The sequence below is a fragment of the Povalibacter sp. genome (assembly GCF_036520495.1).
In the GTDB taxonomy this organism is placed as follows: Bacteria; Pseudomonadota; Gammaproteobacteria; order Steroidobacterales; family Steroidobacteraceae; genus Steroidobacter.
In genome coordinates this window covers 46,395-72,984 of sequence record NZ_DATDJO010000050.1, presented here as the reverse complement: position 1 = coordinate 72,984, position 26,590 = coordinate 46,395, and the positions used below count along the sequence as shown (strand labels likewise).

Annotated in this window: 25 protein-coding genes; 7 read left to right on the top strand and 18 right to left on the bottom strand. The window is 62.9% G+C overall.

The genetic code is table 11. The features are described 5' to 3' along the window. Window positions 1-90 precede the first annotated feature (90 nt). Window positions 91-1,053 (bottom strand): acetyl-CoA carboxylase carboxyl transferase subunit alpha, encoded by a 963-nt coding sequence (gene accA, locus VIZ63_RS17885; protein ID WP_331611060.1) that lies wholly within the window; start codon window positions 1,051-1,053, stop codon window positions 91-93. Between the two features lie 240 nt (window positions 1,054-1,293). Here accA and VIZ63_RS17880 point away from each other — a divergent pair, with 240 nt between their 5' ends. Beyond that, window positions 1,294-2,037: a hypothetical protein gene (locus VIZ63_RS17880; RefSeq protein WP_331611058.1), complete on the top strand. Its 744-nt coding sequence runs from the start codon at window positions 1,294-1,296 to the stop codon at window positions 2,035-2,037. A gap of 3 nt (window positions 2,038-2,040) precedes the next feature. Here VIZ63_RS17880 and VIZ63_RS17875 read toward each other — a convergent pair whose 3' ends face one another. Then, the gene (locus tag VIZ63_RS17875) at window positions 2,041-3,033 is read right to left on the bottom strand and encodes a ParB N-terminal domain-containing protein (protein ID WP_331611057.1); all 993 of its coding nucleotides are present in this window, start codon (window positions 3,031-3,033) and stop codon (window positions 2,041-2,043) included. Between the two features lie 198 nt (window positions 3,034-3,231). Here VIZ63_RS17875 and VIZ63_RS17870 point away from each other — a divergent pair, with 198 nt between their 5' ends. Next, complete coding sequence (locus tag VIZ63_RS17870; RefSeq protein WP_331611056.1) at window positions 3,232-3,540, top strand: DUF883 family protein; 309 nt, start codon at window positions 3,232-3,234, stop codon at window positions 3,538-3,540. A 35-nt stretch (window positions 3,541-3,575) separates the two neighbouring features. Next, window positions 3,576-3,863, top strand: a complete 288-nt coding sequence (locus tag VIZ63_RS17865) for a hypothetical protein (protein ID WP_331611054.1) — start codon at window positions 3,576-3,578, stop codon at window positions 3,861-3,863. A 131-nt stretch (window positions 3,864-3,994) separates the two neighbouring features. On the opposite strand, the gene VIZ63_RS17860 is transcribed toward VIZ63_RS17865, so the two are convergent. The 3 genes from VIZ63_RS17860 to VIZ63_RS17850 all read right to left on the bottom strand — a co-directional run bounded on the left by VIZ63_RS17860 (window position 3,995) and on the right by VIZ63_RS17850 (window position 6,115). Further along, window positions 3,995-4,885 (bottom strand): fused MFS/spermidine synthase, encoded by an 891-nt coding sequence (locus tag VIZ63_RS17860; RefSeq protein ID WP_331611052.1) that lies wholly within the window; start codon window positions 4,883-4,885, stop codon window positions 3,995-3,997. Then, window positions 4,882-5,496, bottom strand: coding sequence for a fused MFS/spermidine synthase (locus VIZ63_RS17855; protein ID WP_331611051.1), 615 nt, complete (start codon window positions 5,494-5,496; stop codon window positions 4,882-4,884). Before VIZ63_RS17855 ends, VIZ63_RS17860 begins: the two co-directional genes overlap by 4 nt. A 64-nt stretch (window positions 5,497-5,560) precedes the next feature. Then, window positions 5,561-6,115 carry a hypothetical protein gene (locus tag VIZ63_RS17850; RefSeq protein WP_331611050.1) on the bottom strand — a complete coding sequence of 185 codons (555 nt, stop codon included), beginning with the start codon at window positions 6,113-6,115 and terminating at the stop codon, window positions 5,561-5,563. Between the two features lie 157 nt (window positions 6,116-6,272). On the opposite strand from VIZ63_RS17850, the gene VIZ63_RS17845 reads away from it, so the two are divergent. The 4 genes from VIZ63_RS17845 to VIZ63_RS17830 all read left to right on the top strand — a co-directional run bounded on the left by VIZ63_RS17845 (window position 6,273) and on the right by VIZ63_RS17830 (window position 9,180). Beyond that, window positions 6,273-6,545: a hypothetical protein gene (locus VIZ63_RS17845; protein WP_331611049.1), complete on the top strand. Its 273-nt coding sequence runs from the start codon at window positions 6,273-6,275 to the stop codon at window positions 6,543-6,545. Window positions 6,546-6,664: 119 nt separating this feature from the next. Then, the gene (locus VIZ63_RS17840; RefSeq protein ID WP_331611048.1) at window positions 6,665-7,954 is read left to right on the top strand and encodes an MFS transporter; all 1,290 of its coding nucleotides are present in this window, start codon (window positions 6,665-6,667) and stop codon (window positions 7,952-7,954) included. A gap of 149 nt (window positions 7,955-8,103) precedes the next feature. Further along, window positions 8,104-8,487: a translation initiation factor Sui1 gene (locus VIZ63_RS17835; protein WP_331611047.1), complete on the top strand. Its 384-nt coding sequence runs from the start codon at window positions 8,104-8,106 to the stop codon at window positions 8,485-8,487. A gap of 111 nt (window positions 8,488-8,598) precedes the next feature. After that, on the top strand, window positions 8,599-9,180 hold the full coding sequence (locus tag VIZ63_RS17830) for a YceI family protein (protein WP_331611046.1): 582 nt from the start codon (window positions 8,599-8,601) through the stop codon (window positions 9,178-9,180). Window positions 9,181-9,285: 105 nt separating this feature from the next. On the opposite strand, the gene VIZ63_RS17825 is transcribed toward VIZ63_RS17830, so the two are convergent. The 13 genes from VIZ63_RS17825 to uppS all read right to left on the bottom strand — a co-directional run bounded on the left by VIZ63_RS17825 (window position 9,286) and on the right by uppS (window position 26,576). Next, complete coding sequence (locus VIZ63_RS17825; protein ID WP_331611045.1) at window positions 9,286-11,232, bottom strand: AsmA family protein; 1,947 nt, start codon at window positions 11,230-11,232, stop codon at window positions 9,286-9,288. A gap of 187 nt (window positions 11,233-11,419) precedes the next feature. Beyond that, the gene (dnaE, locus tag VIZ63_RS17820) at window positions 11,420-14,938 is read right to left on the bottom strand and encodes a DNA polymerase III subunit alpha (protein WP_331611043.1); all 3,519 of its coding nucleotides are present in this window, start codon (window positions 14,936-14,938) and stop codon (window positions 11,420-11,422) included. Window positions 14,939-14,948: 10 nt separating this feature from the next. Next, the gene (locus tag VIZ63_RS17815; RefSeq protein ID WP_349261223.1) at window positions 14,949-15,584 is read right to left on the bottom strand and encodes a ribonuclease HII; all 636 of its coding nucleotides are present in this window, start codon (window positions 15,582-15,584) and stop codon (window positions 14,949-14,951) included. A 67-nt stretch (window positions 15,585-15,651) separates the two neighbouring features. After that, window positions 15,652-16,851 (bottom strand): lipid-A-disaccharide synthase, encoded by a 1,200-nt coding sequence (gene lpxB, locus VIZ63_RS17810; RefSeq protein ID WP_331611041.1) that lies wholly within the window; start codon window positions 16,849-16,851, stop codon window positions 15,652-15,654. 52 nt (window positions 16,852-16,903) lie between these two features. Next, window positions 16,904-17,692 carry an acyl-ACP--UDP-N-acetylglucosamine O-acyltransferase gene (gene lpxA, locus VIZ63_RS17805; protein ID WP_331611040.1) on the bottom strand — a complete coding sequence of 263 codons (789 nt, stop codon included), beginning with the start codon at window positions 17,690-17,692 and terminating at the stop codon, window positions 16,904-16,906. Between the two features lie 9 nt (window positions 17,693-17,701). Continuing rightward, a complete protein-coding gene (fabZ, locus tag VIZ63_RS17800; protein WP_349261218.1) occupies window positions 17,702-18,184 on the bottom strand; it encodes a 3-hydroxyacyl-ACP dehydratase FabZ in 483 nt (160 codons plus the stop codon). Further along, window positions 18,181-19,278 (bottom strand): UDP-3-O-(3-hydroxymyristoyl)glucosamine N-acyltransferase, encoded by a 1,098-nt coding sequence (gene lpxD / locus VIZ63_RS17795; protein ID WP_331611039.1) that lies wholly within the window; start codon window positions 19,276-19,278, stop codon window positions 18,181-18,183. Before lpxD ends, fabZ begins: the two co-directional genes overlap by 4 nt. Window positions 19,279-19,303: 25 nt before the next feature. After that, window positions 19,304-19,891: an OmpH family outer membrane protein gene (locus tag VIZ63_RS17790; RefSeq protein ID WP_331611038.1), complete on the bottom strand. Its 588-nt coding sequence runs from the start codon at window positions 19,889-19,891 to the stop codon at window positions 19,304-19,306. Window positions 19,892-19,928: 37 nt separating this feature from the next. Continuing rightward, entirely contained in the window at window positions 19,929-22,391 is a 2,463-nt protein-coding gene (gene bamA / locus VIZ63_RS17785; protein WP_331611037.1) for an outer membrane protein assembly factor BamA, read from the bottom strand. Between the two features lie 30 nt (window positions 22,392-22,421). Further along, entirely contained in the window at window positions 22,422-23,822 is a 1,401-nt protein-coding gene (gene rseP / locus VIZ63_RS17780; protein ID WP_331611036.1) for an RIP metalloprotease RseP, read from the bottom strand. Continuing rightward, complete coding sequence (gene ispC, locus VIZ63_RS17775; RefSeq protein WP_331611035.1) at window positions 23,819-25,033, bottom strand: 1-deoxy-D-xylulose-5-phosphate reductoisomerase; 1,215 nt, start codon at window positions 25,031-25,033, stop codon at window positions 23,819-23,821. The genes rseP and ispC overlap by 4 nt, the downstream gene beginning before the upstream one ends. Beyond that, window positions 25,030-25,818, bottom strand: coding sequence for a phosphatidate cytidylyltransferase (locus VIZ63_RS17770; RefSeq protein WP_331611034.1), 789 nt, complete (start codon window positions 25,816-25,818; stop codon window positions 25,030-25,032). Before VIZ63_RS17770 ends, ispC begins: the two co-directional genes overlap by 4 nt. Next, the gene (gene uppS / locus VIZ63_RS17765; protein ID WP_331611033.1) at window positions 25,818-26,576 is read right to left on the bottom strand and encodes a polyprenyl diphosphate synthase; all 759 of its coding nucleotides are present in this window, start codon (window positions 26,574-26,576) and stop codon (window positions 25,818-25,820) included. Before uppS ends, VIZ63_RS17770 begins: the two co-directional genes overlap by 1 nt. Window positions 26,577-26,590 lie beyond the last annotated feature (14 nt).

Below are 26,590 nucleotides of genomic sequence, written 5' to 3'. Positions count from 1 at the left end.
GCGAGTGATGAAGGCAATGCGCACGCCGACTGTGCGCTTTCCGCCCTCGTCACTTTCGTGACCTGCATACCCTCGTCACTCCATCTGCAATCAGCGTTCGCTGAACACGCCGTAGCTGCGCAGCCGCTTCTCGCGCGTGGCGAGCAGTTGCTCGGGGGACATGGCTTCGAGTTCGCCGAGGTGGCGCAGCAGCGCTTCCTTGAGACTGTCGGACATCGCCTGCGGATCGCGATGCGCGCCGCCGAGCGGTTCCTTGAGCACTTCATCGACGATACCGCCGAGCTTGGCAATGCGCTCGGCGCTGACGCCCATTGCCTCGGCTGCCAGATCTTTCTTGTCGGCACTACGCCAGAGAATTCCCGCGCAGCCTTCCGGCGAAATGACGGAGTAGATGCTGTACTGAAGCATCAGCAGTCGGTCGCCGACGCCGATGGCCAGCGCGCCGCCGGATCCACCCTCACCGATCACCACGCTGATGATCGGCACTTCCAGCGCGGACATCTCGAACAGATTGCGCGCGATCGCTTCACTCTGTCCGCGCTCTTCTGCGCCCACACCCGGGTAGGCCCCCGAGGTGTCGATGAACGTGATCAGCGGCATCTTGAATCGCTCGGCCATGTGCATCAGGCGCAATGCCTTGCGATAGCCCTCGGGCTTGGGCATGCCGTAGTTGCGGCGCACCCGCTCCTTGGTGTCGCGCCCCTTCTGCTGGCCGACGATCATGACGGGTCGGCCATCGAGCCGGGCCGGACCGCCAACGATCGCATGATCGTCCGCGTACATGCGATCGCCATGCAATTCCTGGAAATCGGTGAGGATCGAGCCGATGTAGTCCAGCGTGTACGGGCGCTGCGGATGCCGGGCCAGCTGGGCGATCTGCCACTGAGTCAGGTTCGAGAAAATGCTCGTAGTCAGGGTGCGGCTCTTGGACCGCAGGCGCGCGATTTCCTCGCCGATGTTCACTTCGGCGTCGTTCGAGACGAACTTCAACTCGTCGATCTTGGCCTCGAGCTCGGCAATCGGTTGCTCGAAATCCAGAAAATTCATTGCCATACGGCGGTGATCCCCACGAAAAGCAGCGCGGAACATAGCGGGAGATGGGCCGGCTGGCAAACCAGGAAACGCCCAATGCCGTCGAATCCGGCCTTTGCCGACCCGGAATCGGGGTCCGGCAGCCCGCTGCCGCTACATATAAGCCCGGGGCCGCCGGCCGTCCACGACCCCAAGCCGTAACCCGCGACTGGCGGTTGCGTCGTTCAAAGACCCGACGCCGTTATCCGACGGAGCTCCCCAATGCGCCACCTGGCCGCTGCCCTGCTGATCTGCCTGCCCCTGCTGACCAACGCCGGTTCTCTGGCGGACCTCGAGGTCTACGACGTGAACCTGGGCCGGGTTCTGCCGGTCCATGAGTTCCGCGGGCGCCTGTACGTAGCGGGCGAACCGGGTCACCAGTACGAACTGCGGATTCGCAATCGCTGGCGACAGCGACTGCTGGCCGTGACCAGCGTCGACGGGGTGAACGTCGTCAGCGGCACCACGGCAGCGACCGATCAGGGCGGCTATGGCGTCGATTCCTGGAGTTCGGTGCAGATCGACGGTTGGCGCAAGAGTCTGGACGACGTCGCGAGGTTCTACTTCACGTCGCTGCCCGATTCCTATGCGGCGCGCACCGGGCGCCCTGACAATGTCGGCGTCATCGGCGTGGCGCTGTTCCGCGAACAGCTGCAATCGAGACCACGCACGCACTGGCTGGATGACAGCGCGGCAAAACCGGAGGCAGAGGCTCCGACCGCCAACGGCCAGTCCGCCCAGCGCAGTGAAAGCCAGGATCGTCTGGGCACTGGCCACGGTCACCGCGCATCCTCGCCGGTGCAGTACGTCGACTTTCGCCGAGCATCAACGACTCCGGACGAGACGCTCGCGATCTACTACGACTCGTATCGCAATCTCGTGGCCCAGGGCGTGATGCCGCGCCATCCGCGACTCATGAAGCAGCAGCCGCAGCCGTTCCCGGCGGGATTCGCTCCCGATCCGTAGTCGTCACTCGCTATCCGGTGCCCCGCCGCTGCGCGCCAGGTCCTGCTGCTTGATCTTGTCGACATTGAAACGCGCGGCCCGCTCGCGCATCGTCTTCAGCACTTCCACCAGCGGCGGCGGCTCGTCCTTGATCCAGCGCAAAGGATTGATGCGCGCGATCACGAAGGCACGCAGATACGGACTGACCAGTCCGCGCTCCTTGAGCTTGTCGACCGCCGCAGTGATCAGCGCATCGAGTTCGAACAGCTTCTCCGCGGCCGATTCGTGAGCGCTGATCGCCTTGCGCAGCGGCTCTGACGAGAACTCCATCAGGCGTCGCAGGATCGGGTGATACGCACCGCCCGCAAAATTGCCCTTCTTTTCGTAGCACAGGCCCAGGGTCACCAGCGCGGGATCCTCGAGATAGAACGAGAAGTCCTTTTCGGCGCGATTCGGGTCTTCCTCGAGCAGGCCCTGGTAGATGCGGATCACCTCGAGCGAACGCTCGCGCAGGTTGTGCGCCTTCTCCGTATTGAGCGCGAGGATCTGCCAGGCGATCTCACGTTTCGGCACCACCAGCGCAATGATCGATTTCGCGCCGAGACGACGCAGCGCTTCGAGCCGATGTCGGCCGTTGGGCGTCCAGAAGCCTGTCTGCGGCGCGGTGATGGCAATCACTGGATCGAGAAACAGGCCGGTGCGATCGATGACCTCGGACAACTTCTTGTGATGCGCGTCGGAGAGATCGCGCTGGAACGGCGTCGGCTCCACACTGTCGATCGGCAACGCCGCCAGCAGCAAGGGATTGCGGCCGAGCGGCTCGAAATAACGACCGACGATGGCGCCGCCCTCACTGGCAATCCGCTGCACTGCGTCGCTGGCCTCCGGCGGCAGCGTATCCATCTGGCAATCCTGCGGCTGAATGCCGCGTGTGCGTGGCGCCGCCTTCTTCGGCGTCTTGCGCCGCGCAGGTGCCCGCTTGGCCTTGCTGGATGTCTTCTTTGTTACGGCAGGCATGGTCCTTCGCTCCTATCCACCGTTTGGCGCACCGCAAGCGTAGCGAGCGGCTCGTCGCACGCATAGCTATCACTCAACAGACGATCGAGTGATTCCTGCGCAAATCATCTGCCGTCCTCACGCAACCGCTGCGGGGGAACCACTGCGTGCGCCGGACGTTGCATGTGTAGTTCCCGTCGACCGCGAGGAGATTCCGCCATGAGAAACGGCGCTCTGCATTCCCCCATGAAAGATCTGCGTAACGATTTGCGTGCCGTCGCACGCGATACAGAAGCGCTATTGAAGGCCACTGCCGAAGTCACTGGTGATCGCGTGCAGGAGGCCCGGGCACGTACCGAAAAATCCCTCGGTCAGATGCTGGACGGGGTTTATGACCGCAAGATGCGGCGCAAGGTACGTCGGCTTGCGCGAAATACGGATGACTACGTGCGCGACCACTCGTGGGGCATCATCGCCACGGCCGCCGGTGTCGCCTTGCTGGTCGGGTTGATTACCCGTCGCGACTGATTTTCTTTTCTTTTCCGATGCCCCTGGGAGCCATCATGCCCGACCCTGTCATGCCCGACCCTGTCATGCCCGACCAGGAACGCGCCGACGACGCAATCGCCGACCCGTCTCGCCAGTTCAAGACGCCGACGGATGTACTGCGCGACACCCGCCTCGATGTCGACACCAAGCGCGCCATTCTCGAATCGTGGAAGAAGGACGCGGAACTGCTTTCGACCGCCGCCAACGAGAACATGACGGGTGGTGAGAGTGCGGGGCCCATCCTCCAGGAGGTAACGATCGCTCTGGAGACGCTGGAAACGACCAGCGGACGAGTCAACTAGCGGCTATAGCAGCAGACTTAGTCACAGATCACGGAGGGCACGGAGTAGAAGGTCTTACTCCTTGTCCCCGCCTCGGTGCACTTCCGCGCTCCGTGTGCAATCCGCATTCCGGGACACCCGCGAACGCGCCGCTATTTCAAATTCAGCAGATTCGCCGGCGAGTATTGATCCGTCAGAATGCGCGCCTTCACGTTCCAGTCTGCGCGCGTGGAAAAAAGCGGCAGCAGGAACTCCGGATGCACATCGAATGCTGCGAAGTCCTCGCGGTGCACGGCGCTGTTGGTGTTGATGCTGGCCGTGTCCGGCAAAGCACCATTCACCGCGAAGATGACGCGGTTTTCCTTCTTGAGATTGAAGAACGTGCCGAACACCGCGGCGTACGTCACGGACTCGTGATCATAGAGCCCGCTCGATGAGAACGTATTGGCCGCCAGGACGCCGCCTGGCGTCAGTAGCGTCTTCACTTCGCTGAGAAACTCCCGGGTCAACAGATGCTCGGGGATGTACTCGTGATCGAAGGCATCCAGCATGATCAGGTCGTACTGGCGCTGCTCGCGAATCGCCCGCTTCACGAATACGCGACCGTCCTGCTCGGCCACCGTCACCCGGCTGTCCGGCGAGAAATCGAAATACTGCTTCGCCACCCTGACCACCGCCGGATCGATCTCGACCGTGTCGATCTTCGCCTCCGGTAGCACTTTCATCAGTGCTCGTGGCAGCGTGCCGCCGCCCAGGCCGATGATCAGGATCGACCGCGGCTGCGGCTGCAGGTACAGCGCACCCAGCATCATGCGGGTGTAGTTGAGCGCGAAGCGGTCGGGTCGCCGCGTGTCCATGCAGGTCTGTCGTCCCACACGGCAATTGCGGGTGAAACATATGCAGCGGATACCGGAGGATTCGTAGACCAGCACCTCGCGATAGAGCGAACGCTCGGAGTGCAGGAGTTTCTGCGAGTCTGCCTGGACGGCGACTGCGGCAAAGCACAGCGCCACCATGAACGCGAGACAGGCCCCGACTCTCATCGACTCACCTCGTCGCGCTCGCTGCCGCGTTTGCCAAAGATCAGTGCGGCGGCTCCGATCGCTCCGGAAACGGCCAGGAGACTCACCAGGATCTGATTCACTTCGAGAATGAGCACGAAGTAGAACGATGTCAGGAGTGTTCCTGCAGCGCTACCGAATGTCGACACGAAGTAAAGCTGTCCCGCATGACGGCCGGAGCTGCGCTGATCCTGCACCAGTAACCGCACCGCGTAGGGCGAAATCATTCCAGAGAATACCGTCGGCACGAAGAACAACACGGCGGCCGCCAGCAATGAGCCGAATCGCGGATCGGGCACGGCGATCGAGACAGCGTCGAGCATTCGTTCACCGAACAGCAGGATTGGCAGCACCGTCACCGCCGCCACGATCAGTAATGCGCCGAGCCGCCGCACACTTGGCTGCTGCATGGAGTACCGGCCTCCGGCGAGATAGCCAATCGACAGCGCCAGCATGAAGACCGTGATGATCGCGCCCCACACGTAAATGCTGCTGCCGAACGTCGGCGCCATCAACCGCCCCCCGAGCAATTCGACGGCCATGACGAAGAACCCGGACCAGCCGGCGATCAGATACGGGAGAACGATTTGCACGCTGAGAATCCGGGCGACAAGGAAGAGTCGAGCTTATGCATCGCGCTGCGGTGCCGCAACGACGTCAGCCACCGCTGGAAATGGCATTCGGTCGTGCCGGCACGCCGTCGGCGGCGACGATCGTGATGTCATCCCGGGTCGCGCCCCGCGCTCGTGGCACATCGCCGCGCGTCCAGAACTGACTGGCGAATTCACGACTCTCGCCGGGCGCGGCGCTCGCGTCGACCCATTGCCGGCTTTGCCAGAGCACCACGCAGCCGCTCGGATCCAGTGCGCCCTCGAAGCAATCGCGCCGCACCACCTCGGCAGTGAACGAGCGCAGGCGCAGCGTCGTCGACCGGTTGACGATCACGCCGCGCAATTCGTACGGCGCGCCATTGCCGGCGATGCGCAGTTCCTCGCTGTCCAGCTCCGTCAGGGGAAACGACTGCACAGCCAACGTCGGCGCGCTCGGCCGCCCGCGCTCGGGCACGACCTCCGGCGCTTTCCCCAGCATCCGCGCCAGCATTCCCCAACCGAGCATCAGGATCAGGATGACGCTGCCGACGACACCGATCGGACGCAGCCGTGGCACCACCAGCGCGATGAGCAGAAAAATTGCAGCGATAATCCAGTACACAGGCGCGATTCGCAGGACCTTGTCCGCCCAAAGCGGAGCATTGAGACAATTGCCGACACTGACCCCGGGCACCTTACAACATTCGACCTGCCGACGGGCTGACCCGGAACCCGGTGATCGGATGGGCGTTCGACCTGGGAGCAACAGGAGAAACCTCATGGCCAGCAAGCATCCACCCCGGAAACCCGCTTCGCCGCCAGACCGGCCCACCGCGTCGAACGAAGGCGAAGGCAACAAGACCGCCGATCGCAACTATCGCGAAGCCACACGTGAGTTCGTGAACTCCGATCGCGGTAAGGAGGAGATTCGCCACGCAGGCGATGTCGATGCGCAGGAACAGCGCGAGATCGAGCAGGCGGAAGCGGACGCAAAAGCGCGTGCGAGCGAGCATGATCCTGCAGAGGTTCGCAGTCGCTCGCGACCTTCCTGAGCCCCTGCAACGATGGGATCGAGGGGCGCTCCCTGGATCCCATCGACCTTTTTGCGTTTGATTCGGCCCGCGCCTCTGGGCCACCATCGCCGCTCCGATAATTCCAACAAGCGGCAACCTTGACCATTCCAACAGCGGCAGATGCGTCGCGACGCCAGCGACTCCGGTCGATCTTCGGTGGTTCCGTCGGCAACCTGGTCGAGTGGTACGACTGGTACACCTACTCGGCATTCGCGATCTACTTCGCACATGCATTTTTTCCAGAAGGCAATCAGACCGCACAGCTGCTGAACGTCGCCGCCATCTTTGCGGTCGGCTTCCTGGTGCGTCCGATTGGCGGCTGGGTGCTGGGGCGCTACGCTGATCGCCACGGACGCAAGGCCGCGCTCACTCTCTCGGTCATCCTGATGTGCGCTGGATCGCTGCTGATCGCATTGACGCCGGGGTACGCAACCATCGGCATCGCCGCGCCGCTGGTACTGGTGATTGCACGGGTACTGCAGGGCTTCAGTGTGGGCGGCGAGTACGGAACGAGCGCCACTTACATGAGCGAGATCGCAGCCAGGGAACATCGTGGCTTCTACTCCGGTGTTCTGTACGTCACCCTCGTCATGGGACAGCTGCTGGCGCTGGCCGTGTTGTTGCTGCTGCAGTTCGTCTTCCTGAGCCCTGAGCAACTCGATGCTTGGGGCTGGCGCATTCCATTCTTCATCGGCGCTGCGGCCGCGCTCGTTGCGCTCTGGCTGCGTCGCAACCTGGCCGAGACCGAATCCTTCACGAAGTCCCGCGCCAGAAATAGCGAGGCCGGCGATCTGCGATTGCTGCTGCGCTATCCGCGCGAAGCGCTGACCGTGATCGGGCTCACCATGGGCGGCACGCTGTTCTTCTATGTCTTCACCAACTACATGCAAAAGTTTCTGGTGAACACCGTCGGGCTCAGCAAGGGTGAGTCGACGCTGGTCTCGGCCGGCAGCCTGTTCCTATTCATGGTGCTGCAGCCGCTCATGGGCGCCCTCTCCGATCGTGTCGGCCGCCGCCCGATGCTCGTCACCTTCGGCATTCTGGCGCTGTTCGCAACACTACCGCTGCTTACGGCTCTGGAGCGTGCACAGGACGCCTGGACTGCATTTTCCCTGGTGATGACCGGTCTGTTCATCTCCTCGATGTACAGCTCCATCAGCGCCGTAGTGAAAGCGGAACTGTTTCCCGTCGAAATCCGGGCGCTGGGCGTGGGCCTGCCCTACGCCATCGCGGTGTCGCTGTTCGGCGGGACCGCCGAGTACATCGCGCTGTGGTTCAAATCGATTGGCCACGAGGCGCTGTTCTACTGGTACGTCACCGGCTGCGTATTCGTTTCCTTACTGGTCTACGCAACGATGAGCGATACGCAGAAGACGTCGAAGATCTAGCCGCCGGAGCAAGACAAAGCGCCGGGTGGTCTCCACGGGGAATACAGAGTTCGGAACAGAAATTTTCTGTGGTCCCCGCCCCCCGGTGGATATCTTCTTCTGCTTCGGCTCTTGCTCCCGCAGCGCGGCTGTTGAACACTGCGCCGCCCATGAAAACTCCTCGCAAAGATCCGCGGATCGCCGACGGCGGCGGCATCGTCTATTCCACTGGCGTCGGTGAACGCTGTCCCAATTGCCTGCGCGCCGTCGCCGACTGTGTCTGCAAGAAGGGCACGCCGGGCAAGACGAGCAGCGATGGCGTCGTGCGCGTCAGCCGCGAAACCCAGGGACGCAAGGGCAAAGGCGTCACGGTCGTCAGCGGTCTGGGCCTCGCAGCCAATGAACTCGCCACACTCGCGACTGAATTGAAAAAAAAATGCGGCTCGGGGGGCGGCGTCGAGAACGGCCGGATCGAAATCCAGGGAGATCACCGCGATCGTCTCGTCGAAGAGCTGACGCGACGCGGGTGGCAGGCTAAACGCGCGGGCGGCTGACTCGGGTCCGTTTTTTTCGACGAATGACATTTATTCCGGCCAGCCCGTTCCCAAAGGAGTGGTCATTGCCGAACATGGCATGCTGTGTTCCCTTGTAGACAGGAGCCTCGCATGAAGACCCGCACGTTGAGCTTGTTCGCCACCGCACTGCTGGGAGCCTCCGCCGCTTTCGCAGCACCTGCGACCTATACCATCGACCCCAACCATACCTTCCCAAGCTTCGAAGCGGATCACCTGGGGGGATTGTCCGTGTGGCGCGGCAAGATCAATTCGACCTCGGGCTCCATCACCTATGACAAGGACGGCAAGGCTGGCACGGTCGACGTCACGATGGACATGGCCTCGATCGACTTCGGCCACGACAAGCTGAATGCGCATGCGAAGAATGAGGAAATCTTCAACGTTGCCAAGTTCCCGACCGCGACGTACACCGGCAAGCTGACCGGCTTCAAGGATGGCGCGCCGACCGAAGTCGATGGCGCACTGACGCTTCACGGGGTAACCAAGCCCGTGAACCTGAAGATCAACAGCTTCCTGTGCAAGCCGAATCCCATGACGAAGAAAGAGACCTGCGGTGCCGACGCCAGCGCAGAAATCAACCGCGATGATTTCGGTGTCAACTACGGCAAGGCCTACGGCTTCAAGCAGGAAGTGAAGCTGCAGATCCAGGTGGAGGCGATCAAGGCGGAATAGTTCACAATGGACAATTGAGAATTAACAATTGAAACCGCATGAGTCAGAGGCCACGTCGCCTCTGACTCCGCTCTGAACTGTGAATTGTGAATTGTTAATTCTCATCTAGGATCCCCGCGCGACTGCAGGTCCGCAGTCGATGCTCTCTCCCGGTCCCGTTTCGATGAGTGCAAGCAGCGCTGCGGGTGGTGCCAGCGTGTAGAGCGCCGTTGCGGCGCCGACGCGCGCAGCCAGCGGCCCGATTTCCGGCCGGAATGATGGATCCTTGAATGTGCCGCCGATCATGAGCGGCGCGCGCAGCGATAGCGGACTTCTGTCCTTTGGCTGCGGCAACAGGCGCAGATCGAGCGTTTCCCGTCGCAGGTTGATCCCGCCTTCACCGAAGATCACGGTGTCGGATGTATCGAATGCCATACCCCGCGTCGCCATTTCTCCGTCCACGACCCTGAAGGCTGCATACGCGCAGCGCAGCGGTATCTCACGATCCTTGTTCAACAGGTACTTGAGCGACTCCGCGATATCCAGTCCCGCCAGTTCGATGAGCAGGTTGCTGATGTGCCCCTCGCCCATGATCAGACCGATGTCACCGTTCGCGCTGCCCGCCATATAAGCCACGGAATTGCCGTGCGCGGTGATCGCCACCACGCCTGACAATTTCCCGGCCCCCTTCTTCGTGATCTCGACCGTGGGAAAGAGCTTGCGCAGTTCGAGCCCGCGAACATCAGCCACCAGCGTGGTCTGGATCGACGGCTCGCGCGCATCCAGGGTCACACGCGAGGCGATCAAGCCACCCGCCGTGTGAAAGTCCAGCGGATTGAGTTTGAGCACGCCATCGTCGAGCACCATGTGCGTGTTCATCGCTTCGAGCGGCAGTTTCGGTGCGTTGATCTCGGCGGCTTGCAACGTCACATCGGCATCCATGACTCGCAGCTTGTCGAGCTTGAACGGCTGGTCCGGCAACACTGTCGCTTTCGTCCCGACCTCCGCAGGCAGGCGCTTCTGATCCGCAGCAGCGGTTTCACCCGGCTTGCCCGACGGCGGTGCGCCGACGAAGCCCGCGAGATCATCGAAGTCGAGTCGCTTCGAAACGAGTTTCGCGGTCAGTTTCGGACGTTCGCCGCCGATGTCGAGGCTCGCATCACCGGACAGATCGCTGTCCCCGACCTTGCCGGTGAATGCGCGATAGCTCCATACATCGCCTTTGCGATCGAGCTTGCCGTGCAGTTCGTAGGGCGGCGTCTCGGGCAGCGCGATACCCAACAGGTCATAGATGTCCGCGAGATTTGCACCCGACAGAGCGAAATCGGCGTTGAAATTCTCCAGTTGCACCTGCCCCCGCAATGCGCCGCTGGCATGTGCCCGCGTTTGTCCGGCACGCGCGCGCAAGTCCAGTCGATAGGGTATGTCCTTCTCCTGAAGATTCAGTGGTGAATCGACGCGTCCCTGCAGTTCGAACGGAGAACCCCGCCAGCTGCCCTCACCCGTGGCGAGTAATGGCGCTCGCTCCTTGCCAGCCGATTTGCCGCTGCGAACGTCGAGTGTGACGTCGGTCCGGAGCACGGGCTCGTGAAACTCCACGCGTCCGTCGGTGACGATCAGTTGACCTATTTGCGGAGCCTCGCCCGAGCCCTCATCTTCCTGCGCCGGGAATACCCAGTTGCCTACACCCCTGCTGTTGCGCTCGAGCACGAGCCGCGGCGCGTCGAGCGCGATGTACGGAAGCCGCACCTCACCACGCAGTAGCGGCATCAGCGCAATGCGCAGATCGAGTTCCTTCACCAGCGCCATCTCGCGTGACTTCGACCAGTCGGCGTTCGCCAGATGCAGGTCGCGCGCAGTGATACGCGGTCGCCAGCCAAGATCGACATCCAGATCGCCGCGGATACTGAACTCGCGCCCGGTCATGGCGGTGATCCGCCGCTCCACCGGGCCTTTGAACCAGTTCCAATCCCAGACGACGATGAGAACGACGACGCAAAGCACCAACCCGACGAGGCCCCATGCCCATCGAGGCGTTCGTGACAGGACGGTGCGAGTGTCGACAGCGCTCATCACTATCGCAACGTCTCGCCACGGGAGAGGTTCCGGGACGCTCCGATACCTGCGCGATCAGGCGACCGGTGGGCATTCCTTTATCGTATCCCGCGAGAATAGGATTCACACAGAGGGCACAGAGGGCACAGAGGGCACAGAGTTAAGAGAATCCTTTTCGATCTCTGTGCTGTGTGAAATTCCTGTTTTAAGAATCCCGTCCGGAGTAGATCAGCCGCATCCCATCGTTGCCGAAGAGTTGCGACAATTTCTCGGTCAGTTCGCGGGTGGGTTTGACCAGCCATTCCTCCGACAGCACCAGATCTGCTCGCGCCGCAGAACTGCGATAGCGGATCGCCACGCTGCAACGGCCACCGCGGAACGGTCGCAGTGTCGTCTCGAGCTTGCGCACGAGGTCCGGCTCGGCGTTCACGGGCCAGCGCAATACCAATCGTCGCGCGTACAGCTCGCGGGCTTGATCGATGTCCGTCACCTTCTTGGCAGTGAGGCGCCAGCCTTCGATGAACTCATCGAAGCGCAGCGAACCTTCGACGATCAGGATCGCGCTCTTGGCGATCTGGGTGCGGTATTGCTGGAACACGTCCTCGAACATGGAGCATTCGAGCCGGCCGCTGCGATCGTCCATGGTGAAGACCATGCGGCTGCCGCGCTTGCCGAGATCGAACACCATCCCGGCGATCGTCGCGGGCTTGCCACGGAACTGGAATCCGCCCTCGGTCGGCGCGGGCTTGTCACCCGTAACGTCGACGATGCGACCGCTGATCACGGGACGCACTTCCTCTTCGTATTCCTCGAACGGATGTCCGGTAAGGTACAAGCCGAGCGTGTCGCGTTCGCCATCGAGCCGCACGCGCCGGCTCCAATCGGGAAGCATTTCGGTGGTCACGACAGCGGGTGCGCTGGGTGTCGTGTCCATCAGGCCGAACATGTCGTTCTGTCCCACGGCGCGCGCCTTCATCGTCTGATCGGCGAGTTGCATGGAAGCCGGCAGCGCATGCATGAGCGTGGCGCGATTGGCGCCCAGCGAATCCGCAGCGCCCGAGCGGATCAGCGCTTCGAGGACGCGGCGATTCATGCGGTTCTGGTCGCTGCGACGGCACAGGTCCGGCAGATCCCGGTATGGGCCCGTCGCTTCACGCTCGGCAACGAGCATGTCGACCACGGATTGCCCCACGCCCTTGATGGCGCCCAGTCCATAACGGATGCAGCGTTCGCCCGACACGGTGAACATGTATTGCGAATGATTGACGTCGGGCGGCTCGACCTTGAGTCGCATGCGCCGCGCCTCGTCGATGAGCGTCACCACCTTGTCGGTCTTGTCCATATCGGAGGACAGCACGGCGGCCATGAACGCCGCCGGATAATGCGCCTTAAGCCACGCGGTCTGATATGACAGCAGTGCGTAGGCCGCGGAGTGCGACTTGTTGAAGCCGTAGCCCGCGAACTTCTCCATCAGGTCGAAGATGTACGCCGCGTTGCTCTGCTCGACGCCTCGCTGTGTCGCACCATCGACGAAGACGGAGCGCTGCTTCGCCATCTCCTCGGGCTTCTTCTTGCCCATGGCACGACGCAGCAGGTCGGCACCGCCGAGCGAATAGCCCGCCAGCACCTGGGGAATCTGCATGACCTGTTCCTGGTACAGGATGACGCCGTACGTCGGTGCCAGCACCGGCTGCAGATCGGGATGCAGGTAATCGATCGCACCTTCGGTCCGACCGTGTTTGCGCGCAATGAAGTCGTCGACCATGCCCGACTGCAGTGGACCGGGGCGGAACAGCGCCACGAGTGCGATGATGTCTTCGAAGCAGTCCGGCTGCAGGCGGCGGATCAGGTCCTTCATGCCGCGGGATTCGAGCTGGAACACCGCAGTGGTTTCACAGCGCTTCAGCAGGTCGTAGGCCGCAGAATCCTGCAGCGGCAGCGCCGTGATATCGAGAGGCGGTTCGCCCTTGAGCGCACGAGCCCTGTTGATGGTCTTGACCGCCCAGTCGATGATCGTGAGCGTGCGCAATCCCAGGAAGTCGAACTTCACCAGACCCGCAGCCTCGACGTCGTCCTTGTCGAACTGGGTCACGACACTGGTGCCGTTCTCGTCACAGAAGAGCGGCGCGAAATCGGTCAGCACCGACGGTGCAATGACGACACCACCCGCGTGCATGCCGGCATTACGCACGAGCCCTTCAAGGGACATCGCCATGTCGATGACGTTGCGGGTTTCTTCTTCGGCGAGATAGCGTCGTTTGAGCTCCGGTTCCTTCTCCAGCGCATCCTTCAGCGTGATACCGATTTCAAACGGGATCAGCTTGGCGATCGAATCGGCAAAACCATAGCTTTGACCATAGACACGCGCGACGTCGCGCACCACGGCCTTCGCCGCCATCGTGCCGTAGGTGATGATCTGCGAGACCCGCTCGCGGCCGTAGCGCTCGGCCACGTACTCGATGACCCGATCGCGGCCGTCCATGCAGAAGTCGACGTCGAAGTCGGGCATCGACACGCGTTCCGGATTGAGGAAGCGCTCGAACAGCAGGTCGTACTGCAACGGATCGAGATCGGTGATGGCAAGTGCATAGGCCACCAGCGAGCCGGCACCGGAACCGCGCCCCGGCCCCACGGGCACGCCGTTCTCGCGTGCCCAGCGAATGAAATCCGCCACGATCAGGAAGTAGCCGGCAAAACCCATCTGGCAGATCACGCCCAGCTCGATCTGCAATCGCGATTCGTACTCCTCGCGCGCAATCACACGACCGACCGGCGGCTGTGAGCGCAGGCGTTCGATACGCTGCTCCAGCCCACGGGCCGATTCTTCGCGCAGGAAATCCTCGGTGCTCATGCCAGACGGCACCGGATACGCAGGCAACACCGACTTGCCGAGCGTGAGCTCGAGGCTGCAGCGCCGCGCGATCTCCACGGTATTCGCGATTGCCTCCGGAACATCGCGGAACAGCTGCGCCATCTCCTCGGGCGATTTCAGGTACTGCTCGTCCGTGTAGCGTCGCGGGCGATTCGGCGTATCGAGAGGAATGCCGTCGTGAATACAGACGCGCGCTTCGTGCGACAGGAAATCGCTGCGCCGAATGAAGCGGACGTCGTTGGTGGCGACCACGGGCACGCCGCTCGCCACCGCCAGCTCGATCGCTCCGCGGATGTGCCGCTCCTCGCCATCGCGCCCGATGCGCTGCAATTCGAGGTAGTAGCGATTACCGAACAGCGCCAGCCACTGCTGCAACAGGTCGCGCGCCAGATCCTCGTTGCCCGCCAGAATCGCGCGACCGACATTTCCCTCGCTCGCAGCGGACAGGGCGATCAACCCCCTCACGGTGTCCGGCGTCAGCCACGATGGATCGACCATCGCCATGCCTTTCTGCTGACCCTCGAGATACGAGCGGCTCACCAGTCGCGTGAGGTTCTTGTAACCGACATCGTTCTGGCACAGCAGGACCAGGCGTGACGGTTCCACCCGCTCACCCGATTCGCGCACGAGCAGGTCGACGCCGATCACGGGCTTCACGCCGGCCGACTGCGCAGCGCGATAGAACTTCACCATCCCGAACAGGTTGCTCTGATCCGTCAGCGCGACCGCCGGCATCCAGGCGCGCGCCGTCGCGTCCATCAGGCCGACGGTGCCCTCGCCTTCCGGCGTGATGCGTACCACGCTGTCGACCAGCGAGTACTCGGTATGCAAATGCAGATGAACGAACGACATCGCGCGCCGCTCAGGCCACGGCCTGGATACGCGACGCAGCCAGTCGCACCGGTTCGAAGCTGCGTCGATGGATCGGCGACGGGCCGATGCTCTCCAGAACCTCGCAATGACGCGCGGTGCCGTAGCCCTTGTGCACGGCGAAGCCGTACTGCGGATAGAGCCGGTCCTGCTCGACCATCATTTCGTCGCGCTTCACCTTGGCGAGTATGGACGCCGCGCCGATGCAGCTGCGCAGTGCATCGCCGTCGATGATCGCTTCGAACGTGCAATCCAGGCGCAGACCGACGAACGACGGACAGCGGTTGCCGTCGATCTGCACGTGGGCCGGACAGATGTGCAGGCCCATGAGCGCGCGGCGCATCGCCAGGTGCGTCGCTTCCAGGATATTCAGACAGTCGATTTCTTCCACGTCGGCCCAGGCCACCGACCAGGCGAGTGCGTGGCGCCGAATTTTCGGTGCGAGCTCCTCACGTGCGGCCGCATCGAGTTGCTTCGAATCGCGGATGCCGCGAATCCGACGGCGCGGATCCAGCACGACGGCAGCTGCCACGACCGGACCTGCCAGCGGACCGCGTCCGGCCTCGTCGACACCCGCGATGAGGCCGGGCCGGTTCAGGGCCAGACTGTAGGACGCGCCCGGCGCGATGGAAGATTCAGGTGATTTCAACGTCGTTCTTACCCGTCGTGACAAACCCTTCAGGGCGCCGCGACGGTCACCCGGCGGCGCGCTGCGATGTCTGCATCAGCGCGATGATGGCTTCCGCTGCGCGCGCACTGGCGTCGCGTCGCAGGGTCTCGTGGATCTGGGTGAAAGTTTGCACGAGCTCCGCACGATCGGCACGCTCGAGTTGTTCAATCAGGGCCGGCCCGAGCACATCGGCCCGGACCTCGGCGTTGAAATACTCCGGCACGATCCGTTCGCCCGCCAACAGATTGGGTTGCGCGAAGAATGGTGCCTTGAACAGTTTCAAGTGCTTGAGCAGGAAACTTGTCAGCCAGCTCAACCGATAAGCCACCACCATCGGCCGCTTGACCAGCGTGGCTTCGAGCGTCGCCGTGCCAGACGCCACCAGGATGGCGTCGCTGGCGGCCATCACTTCCTGAGCCCTGACGTCGACGATCACGACCCGATCGCGCACACCGGCCGCAGCAAGCGCCTGCTCGAAGATCGATCGGACCTTGCCGCTCGCCATGGCGGCGATGAAGCGCAGCTGCGGCCGCCGCTCATGCAGCCAGGCGACGGTTGCGGCAAAGTCCGGACTGAGCCGGGTCACCTCGCCGCCGCGACTGCCCGGCAGAAGCGCCACGTAGCTCCCTGCCTCATCGAGCCCGAGCGAACGTCGCGCAGCCAGCGGGTCGAGCGTCAGCGGAATCTGATCGGCCAGCGGATGACCCACGAACTCGGCCTTCACCTGATGCGCATCGTAGAAGGGCCGCTCGAACGGCAGCAGGCACAGCACCAGGTCGACGGCATTGCCGATCGTTTTCACGCGTCCCTGTCGCCATGCCCAGATCTGGGGGCTCACGTACTGGACGACAGGAATTCCGCGGCGTTTGAGCGCGGGCGCGAGCCGCAGGTTGAATTCCTTGGCATCGACGCCGACGTAAACGTCCGGCGGTGACGCCAGCAAACGCGCGATCAGCGAGCGCTGGATGCGCAGCAGGCGCGGCAGGTGCGGAATGATTTCGACCAGGCCCATCACGGACAGGCTCTCGACGCGTTCCCATGGCTCACAGCCCTCGGCAATCATGCGCGGCCCGGCAATGCCGGCGAAGCGGGCGTTGGGGATCCGTTCGCGAATCGCCTGGATGAGTTTCGCGCCGAGATTGTCGCCCGACGCCTCTCCGGCGACGAGGACGATGAATGGGGAGTGCTGGGCGCTGGGCTCTGGGCTCTGGCCAGAAGGTGACATCGCCTTCGTTACTTCATGCCAGGGCGCGGAGCCCGGCGCCCGACAGCCCGTTTCATCTCACGATCCCGACACGTTCGCGGCGTGGCGTCGTGTCCTGCAGGAAATCGACGAAGGCCTTGAGTTCAGGCTGCTCGTCGACCAGGGCGCTCAACTCCTCGGTGGCATCGACGAGCTTGAGCTTCGAGCGATAGAGCACCCGATAGGCTTTGCGGATGTTGCGGATCTGGTCCGCGGAGAAGCCGCGGCGTTTGAGCCCCTCGGCGTTCACGCTGTGCGGTTCGGCCGGACGACCGACCGCCATCACATACGGCGGCACATCGCGGGTCACGGCCGTGTTGTTCGCGATGAAGGCGTGTGCGCCGACCTTGCAGAACTGATGCACGCCGGCGAATCCGCCGAGATGCACCCAATCGCCCATTTCGACGTGACCGCCCAGGGTCGCGTAGTTGGCAAAGACGCAATGCGAACCGATCACGCAGTCGTGACCGACGTGCGAACCTGCCATGAACAGATTGTCGCTGCCGATGCGCGTGACCAGCTGATCCTTGGTCGTGCCGCGATTGATGGTGCAGTTCTCGCGGAACACGTTGCGATCGCCGATCTCCAGGCGGGTCGGCTCGCCCTTGTACTTGAGATCCTGGGGCGCGGCGCCGATGGACGCGAACTGGAATATCTTGTTGCCGCAACCAATCGTCGTCGGTCCGTCGATGACGACATGGGGGCCGACCCAGCACTCGGCGCCGATCGTCACTCCTGGTCCGACCACGGAATAGGCGCCGATCTCGACATCGGGCGCGAGGATCGCATCCGGCGCAATCAGGGCTGTGGGATGAATGGCCATGGCGCGAGTTTATTTACCCGTTCCCGGCGCGACCATCATGTCGGCGCTGGTGACTTCCTCGCCGTCGACCTCGGCCGACGTCGAGAACTTCCAGATGCCGCGCATGGTGCGCTCCAGCTTCGCCTTGAGGATCAACTGATCGCCTGGCTCGACCGGGCGACGGAAGCGCGCATTGTCGATGCCGACGAAATACATCGGCCGCTCCGCATCCGGATACTGGCCGGCCGTGACGAAGGCCAGGATGCCCGCGGTCTGCGCCAGCGCCTCGAGAATGATGACGCCTGGGAACACCGGGCGATGCGGAAAATGACCCGGGAAAAAGTGCTCGTTGTACGTGACGTTCTTGAGCGCCCGGATGGTTTTTCCGGCAATGCATTCCTGCACCCGATCGACCAGCAGGAAGGGATAACGGTGCGGCAGTCGGCGCAGCACCTCGTTGATGTCCATGCTCAGGACCTGTTCGCCCTGCTCTGTCTTGCCAGTCTCGGTCATTCGCTTCTCTTGTGATCGGCAACGGCCGGCGACGATGGTTCGTCACCTGACGGTTGCTCCGCGTCATCTGCGCCCGTGCCGTCCCCGACGACGCGCCGGAGTTGTCGGACCTGGCGCGCCAATTCGTCCAGCTGGTAGAAACGCGCCGCATTCTTGCGGAATCTGGCGGTTTCGTCGATGGGTAGCCCGCTCGAGTAGGAACCGGGCTTGCGGATACTGCTGGAAACGAACGACAGGCCCGTCAACACGACGTCGTCGCAGACCGTCAGATGACCGGCAATGCCGACCATGCCGCCGATCATGCAACGCTGTCCGACCGTGGTGCTGCCGGCAATGCCGGCGCAGGCTGCCATTACCGTATGCGCGCCGATGCGGACGTTGTGGGCGATCTGGATCTGGTTGTCGAGCTTGACGCCCTCACCGATCACCGTGTCTTCGATGGCGCCACGGTCGATTGTGGTGTTGGCGCCAATCTCGACGTCGTTGCCGACCTGCACGCTGCCGACCTGCGGCACCTTGATCCATTCACCGCGCTCCGGCGCGAGACCGAAGCCATCGGCTCCGATGACGACGCCGGGGTGCAGCAGGCAGCGCTCGCCGATGGTGACCTGGTGGCAAAGCGTGACATTCGCGACGAGGCGCGTGTCGGCGCCGACGCGGGCACCCTGCATGATGACGCAACCCGGACCAATGACGGCCCTGGCGCCGATGATCGCGCCAGCCTCGATGACCGCCTTGGGAGCGACCGCGGCCGTGGGATCGACCTGTGCCGAGGGATCGACGATGGCCGCCGCATGAATCCCGGCAGGAACCGCGAGCGGCGGATGCAACAGAGCCGCGATCCGGGCGTAGGTCGCGTACGGATTCGCTGCAATCAATGCCGCGCCGGGACAGGCGTCCGCCAGACGCGGTTCGACGATCACCGCACCGGCGCGCGTCGTCGACAGATGACGCCGGTACTTGGGATTGGCGAGGAACGTGACAGCGTCCGACTCCGCCTCTTCCAGCGTGGCGACACGGGAAACGCGCGCATCCGGATCGCCCTTCAGCGAACAGCCGAAGCGAACTGCCAATTCCCCCAGTGTGAAACCCATGGGGGCTCTCCGCTTTTGCCGGGGATTACGGCTTCGCCGGCGGCGTCGCCGGCTTGGCGGGCGCTGCTGTCGCAGGGCGCGGAGCGGTGGCGCCGGACTTGTAGCGCGACTGCAGCGCGTTCAGTACCTGCGCAGTTATGTCCATCGACTCGTTGACGTACAACACGCCATCGCCGAGTACGACGTCATAGTTCGCCGCGCGCGCAAACACCTGCACTTCCTGCAGCAACGAACGCTGCAGCTTGCCGAGCTCTTCGTTGCGGCGCAGGTTCAGATCTTCCACATACTCATTCTGCTTGCGCTGCATCTCGCGCTGACCGTCGCGCAGATCCTTTTCAGCGTTGCGACGCTCGTTCTCGGCCATGACGGCCCCGTCGCGCTGCAGCTTCTCTTCCTTGGTCTTCAGGTCTTTTTGCTGCGCGACGATGGAACGCTGGCGCGGCGCGAATTCATCCTGCAAGGCCTGCATGGCCGCCTTGGCCTGAGGTGCTTCCTCCAGCAGCCGAGGTACGTTCACCACTGCCATTTTGAGATCGGCATGGGCCGCACCGAGAGGCGCAAGCAGCGCCAGGCCGGTCGAGAGAACAAGTCCGGAAATGCTCAAACGTGTCATGGAAGAGAACCTTCGTCCGAGTTGTGCCTGTTGAATATCAGAACGCCTGGCCGATCGAGAACTGGAAGCCTTCCCTTTCGTCCCCGTATCGGTTCGGCGTGTCCCCGGTCACCGCATTGAGCGGAATCGCGTAGCTGAACCTGAACACACCGAGAGGCGCCAGCCACTGCACGGCGACACCTGCCGATTGCTTCAGCTCATCATAGCTGAAGTTGTAGTCGACGGGCTGCTGCACCCCGGTTATCGGGTCGGCCGGCCCGACGAAATTGATGTTCTGGTTGGAGAAAACATTACCGATATCGTAGAACAGGCTGAATCGCGCGCTGTTGCGCCACTTCTCAGGCATCGGCAGCAGCAATTCCGTCTGCGCGATGGTCTTGATGTTGCCACCGTACGGGCGCCCGAAGCTGTCCTTCGGGCCCAGCCGGCTCTCGCGGTAACCGCGAACGGAGTCCGGTCCACCCGCAAAATACTGACGATACGGTGGCAAACCGGTCGTATCGCCCAGCGGCTCGCCATAAGCGAGTTCGACATTGACCATGAGCTTGAAGTCCCGCCAGATCGGGATGAACTTCAGCAGATCGTAGGATGCAGTCCAGAACTCCACCTCGCTGCCCGGCAGCGTGTAGCTCAGACTCAGGCGCTGCCGCGTGCCGGCGGTCGCGAAGATCGTGCGATTGCGCGAGTCGAAGCTCCAGCCCGTGTTCAATTCGAAGGTCTTGAACTTGGAGCGGAACAACGCGTAGTTCGGAAACTCCTCGCAGGGGATCGCCGGATCGGTCTGCGACAGGCATTCGAACTCCGGATTGCCATTGTTCTGTACCCATTCGTTTGCTTCCGCGGCGCTGCCGAGCGATGTGGTTGCAAGTTCCGCCTGCTGTGCCGACAGGCCGAAGCTGAGGTACTGATACTCGGTGATCGGATAGTCGTAGCCGATGCCCGCGGTCGCCGTGGTCGTGTCGAAATCCGACGTGGCCGACGTGAACTGCGTGACGTCGCGATAACCCAGCGAGATCGTGCGCCGTACACCATCGATCGTCGTATACGGATCGGTATGCGAGAAGCTGTAACTCTTGGCATAGCGACCCGAGTTGATTTCCGCCTGCACGCGATTGCCCGTGCCCATGAAATTCGAGTGCGTGAAGCTGCCGTTGAGGATCACCGACTGCGATTCGGAGTAGCCGATACCGCCGCCGAACTGGCCCGGCAGACCTTCCTTGATCTCGAAATCCACATCCACGAGGTCAGCCGCACCCGGCACCGGGGTGTTCTCGACATCGACCTTCTCGATGAACGGCAGGCGCTGGATGCGCTGCTTGGAGCGTTCGACCGCCGTGTTCGACAGGTACGCGCCTTCGAGCTGACGCATTTCCCGCCGGAAGACTTCGTCGTTGACGCCGGTAGTGCCGTTGAAGTTCACACGGCGGACGTACACGCGGTTCTTGGGATCGACGACGAAAGTCAGGGAAATTTCCTTGGTCTCCTCGTTGGCCTGCGGAACTGGATCGATGGTCGCGAACGCATAGCCGTCGAAACCCAGGCGCAGTTTCATGGCCTCCGTCGTGGCCGTGATGAACTTGCGCGAGTAGGTATCGCCCGGCTGTATCAGGATCAGCCGCTTCAGTTGCGCCTCCGGGATGACCATGTTGCCGGCGATCTTCACATCGGAGACCTTGTAGACATCGCCTTCGTTCACGTTGATCGTGACGAAGATGTCATCTTTCTCGGGCGCAATGGCCACCTGAGTGGAGGTGACCGCAAAATTCGCATAGCCGCGATCCATGTAATACGAGCGCAGCTTTTCCAGGTCGCCCGACAGCGCTTCGCGCGCGTAGCGGTCATCCTGCTTGTACCAGGACAACCAGTTCGGCGTCTTGAGCTCGAAGGTCTCCTGCAGATCCTCGTCGGGAAATGCGGTGTTGCCGGCGATGTTGATCTGACGAATACGGGCACGCTTGCCCTCGACGATGTCGACCGACACCTTGACCTTGTTGCCAGGGACTTCCTCGACCTTGGCATCGACGCGCACCGCGTATTTGCCGCGTGAGAAATACTGGTCGGTGAGGTACTGCTTCACCTCATCGAGGACGGACTGGTCGAAGGTCTTGCCCGTGGCCAGGCCGACGTTGCGCAGCGAACGCTGCAGATCCTCGGTCTTGATGTCCTTGTTGCCCTTGATCTCGAAGCTCTCGATCGATGGCCGTTCGACCACGGCAATGACGAGCGTGCCGCCGTCGCGACGCATCTCCACGTCCTTGAAGAAACCCGTCGCATACAGCGCGCGCATCGACTCCGAGACGCGACGCGGGTCGAGCTGATCGCCGATGTTCACGGGCAGGTAGTTGAAAACCGTGCCCTCGGAAATGCGTTGCAGGCCCTCGATGCGGATATCACCGACCGTGAACGTCTGGGCAGACGACTGGGCCGTGGCGGTTATCGGGTAAGCGACGATGGCAGTGCCGGCCGCGAGCGCGAGCGTTGCATGGATAATTGTTCTCAAACGCATCAGAGTTGAGCCCTGCAGGTCAGATTACGGCGCCAGGTGTCGCGCGATATCGTTATAAAACGCCAGCGACATCATCAGGATCAGCACCGCGATGCCGATCTGCTGGCCAAACAGCTGTGCTCGCTCTGAGACCGGCTTGCCTTTGACCAGTTCCGCGAGTTGATAAACAATCTGTCCGCCGTCGAGGATGGGGATGGGCAGGAGATTCAGCACGCCCAGACTGATGCTGATCAGCGCCAGCGTGCTGAAAAAGGTACGCCAGCCCTGGCGCGCCGCGAAACCGGTCGTCTCGGCAATGGCGATCGGACCGGACAGGTTCTTGAGCGACACATCGCCGGTCACGATCCGGCCGACGATTCGCAGCGTGAAAACCGAGGTGTCCCAGGTTTTGGCAGCGGCCTCGCCCACCGCTGCCAGCGGCCCGTACTTCTGTACGGCCCGCATGTCGTCGAGCTTGATGCTGCCTTCCAGGATCTTGCCGCTGGAACCCACGCCAATGCGCCCGACGGACTCGCCGTTCTCGATCGACTCGGCAATCGTCACCGGCAGCTGCAATGTCTGCCCGTCGCGTTCCACCGTGAACAGGACTTCACGGTTCGCATTCGGCTTGATCAATTGCACCAGTTGCTGGAAATCAGTCACTTCCTGTTGGTCGACTCTGACAATTCTGTCGCCTACGGCCAATCCGGCCTTCGCTGCAGCGCCGTCAGGGACCAATTGGCCCACGTCGGCCTCGACGCGCGGACGCCAGAAATCGAAACCGAGGCCCTGCAGCATCGTGTCGGCCTGAGTAAGCGCGCGGCGCTTGTCACCGGTTTGCAGGAGGACGTCGCGCTCGGTGCCGTCGATGCCCCGCACACGCATGCCGATATTGCCATCGTCGATGAGGTCGTCCAGCGTGCCCAGCATGGCCGCTTCCAGCGTCTCCACCGGCTTGCCGTCGATGGCGAGAATCGTGTCCTCGTAACGCAGGCCGGCACGACTGGCGATCGAATCGACCGTCACTTCGCCGACGATGGGCTTCAAGGTCGGTTGGCCGGCGGTGAACAGCACCCAATACATCGCGACGGCAAAGAGGAGATTGAACGCCGGACCCGCGAGCAGCACCGCGATGCGCTTCCACACTGGCGCGCGATTGAATGAGCGGTGTGCTTCGTGCGCCGGAACGCTGCCTTCGCGTTCGTCCAGCAGCTTCACGTAGCCGCCCAACGGGATCGCAGCGATGACGTACTCGACCTGGTCCTTGCCGGCGACGCGCTGCCACAACGGCTTGCCGAAACCGATCGAGAAACGCAGCACCTTGATGCCGAGGCGGCGAGCGACCCAGAAGTGGCCGAACTCGTGGACCGCAACGAGGATGCCGATCGCAACGATGAACGTGATGATGGCAGTCAGGATCTCTGCCGGGCTGTCCGTCGTAATCATGCGCACACTCCCGCAGTCGGGCCGGCGAGTCCCAGCCGCGCCAGCGCCTGCATCCGAGCCCAGCCGTCCGCCGCCATGACATCCTGCAGCGACGTGACTGAATGTACCCTGTGCTGCGACAGGACTTGATCGATGATGATCGGGATCTCCAGGAAGGCGAGCTGACCGTTCAGGAAAGCGCCGACAGCAATTTCATTCGCCGCATTCAGCACTGCGGGAGCGGTGCCCCCGGCTTCGGCGGCGCGGCGCGCCAGCGCCAGGCAGGGAAACTTCTCCAGGTCGGGCGTTTCGAAATCGAGCCGCCCGGCCCGCACGATGTCGAGCGATTCTACACCGGAGGCTATGCGCTGCGGCCAGCCGAGCGCATGAGCAATAGGCACACGCATGTCCGGGTTCCCAAGTTGCGCCAGCATCGAGCCGTCGCAGTATTCGACCAGGGAATGCACGATGCTCTGCGGATGCACGACGACTTCGACCTGCGACGGCGGCAGGTTGAACAACAGGCAGGCCTCGATGAGTTCGAGTCCCTTGTTCATCAAGGTCGCCGAATCGACGGAGATCTTGCGGCCCATGACCCAGCGCGGATGCGCACAGGCCTGATCGGCCGTCACTGCCCGCAGTGCATCACGGGGGGTTCGCAGAAATGGCCCCCCTGACGCCGTCAACAGCACCCGACTGACCCCGGCGCTGCGCACGCCAGCGCGGCTATCCGATGGCAGGCACTGGAAGATGGCGTTGTGCTCACTGTCCACCGGCAACAACGTCGCCCCGCCTTCCCGGACCGCCTCCATGAAGAGCGGCCCGGACATCACCAGCGCCTCCTTGTTGGCCAGCAGAATCCGCTTGCCTGCCCGCGCCGCGGCAAGACTGGATCGCAGTCCGGCCGCGCCGACGATACCCGCCATGACGATCTGCGTCCGCTCATGCGAAGCCACCTCGCACAGAGCGTCCTCACCCGCGAGAACTCGCGTGGCGATGCCGGCCTGTCGCAACTCCTGCTCGAGGCGGGCGGCAGCCACGGCCCCTGAGACGACGGCAAACTCAGGGCGGAACCTGACGCACTGCTCGCGCAGCCGCTCGACATTGGTGTGCGCCGTCAGCGCCGCGACAGCGTAGCGATCGGGATGTCTCGCGAGCACATCCAGGGTGCTGACGCCGATGCTGCCCGTCGATCCGAGCACGGCCACACGCACGGGCGCCACTGTGCTCATGCGAGCCGTCCCAGGAATTCGAGCCCTACGAGGAAGACCGGAGCCGCCGCAGTGACGCTATCCACGCGATCGAGCACACCGCCATGACCGGGCAGCAGGCTGCCGCTGTCTTTGAGTCCCGCATGGCGTTTGAACAGGCTTTCCGTGAGATCGCCGACGACCGAAGCCACGACGACCACGGCGCTGACGATGAGGAACGGAATTGCACTGAAGTCGAACCAGACGACACCGATGGCCGCCAGCAACGCCGCGGCGACCAGCCCGCCAGCCACGCCTTCCCAGGTCTTGCCGGGGCTGACCCTGGGCGCAAGCTTGTGGCGTCCGAACTTGCGGCCGCCGAAGTAGGCGCCCACATCGGCGGCCACGACCAGCAACACGACGAACAACACCAGGTGCGGATTCAGATCGTGCAGCCACACCAGCGCCACCCAGGCCGGTACCAGCACGAGAAATCCAGCGACCATGCCCAGCACGCGATTCATGTACGTCGGCAGGAACGCAATCCAGAACAGCGCAATCAACCACCACGCCATGGCTGCGTAGAGAACCCATTGGATCTGCTCCGGGCCCATCCACCAGCAGGCCGCGAGCGCCGCAGCCACAGCGACCATATACGCGATGCGGGCGGAATTGGAGACGAATCCCGGAAAAGCCGCCCACTCCCAGGCCCCGGCAAGCACCAGGACAGCGAACACCGCCATCGTGACTTGATGCGGAACCCACAGCACTACCAAGAGCGCCAACGGCGCGAGCACCAGTGCCGTGATGATCCGCTGTCGCAGCATCAGCGCGACTCGACCTGTCCGGGCACCAATCCGAAGCGGCGTTGTCGCCCACCGAAATGGTCGATCGCCGCCGCAAGTTCGGCATCACCGAAGTCCGGCCAGAGCGTGTCGCAGAAATACAGCTCGGTGTAGGCAAGGTTCCAGAGCAGGAAGTTGCTGATGCGCTGCTCACCGCCCGTGCGGATGAACAGATCGGGATCCGGCAACCCTGCCAGTGACATGCAGTCGCCCAGCGTCGCTTCTTCGATTTCTTCGACGCGCAGTTCGCCGGCGATGCAGCGCCGGGCGATTTCGCGGCTCGCGGCGGCGATATCCCAGCGTCCACCGTACGCGATGGCGATCACCAGGGTCATTCGGGTGTTGTGGGCCGTCAATGTCTCGGCTGCCTGAATCCGGTCACGCAGCGCAGTCGACAGCTGTTCGAGCCGGCCGATGAAACGGATACGGATGTTGTTCTTGTGCAGGTCATCCACTTCATTGTCGAGCGCTTCGAGGAAACGCCCCATCAGCATGGAAACCTCTTCGCGCGGACGCTGCCAGTTCTCGCTGGAGAAGGCGAACAGGGTCAGAACCTCGACGCCGCGCTTGGCGCATCCTTCGACCGTCTGTTTCACCGCCTTGACGCCCATGCGGTGACCCGCCGGCCGCGGCAGTGCACGCTTCGCCGCCCATCGGCCATTGCCATCCATGATCACCGCGATATGGCGCGGCAATGACGCAGACGAGGTTTTATTCGGACTGGCCGCAGAGGATGCCATTGCTGGTGATCTGA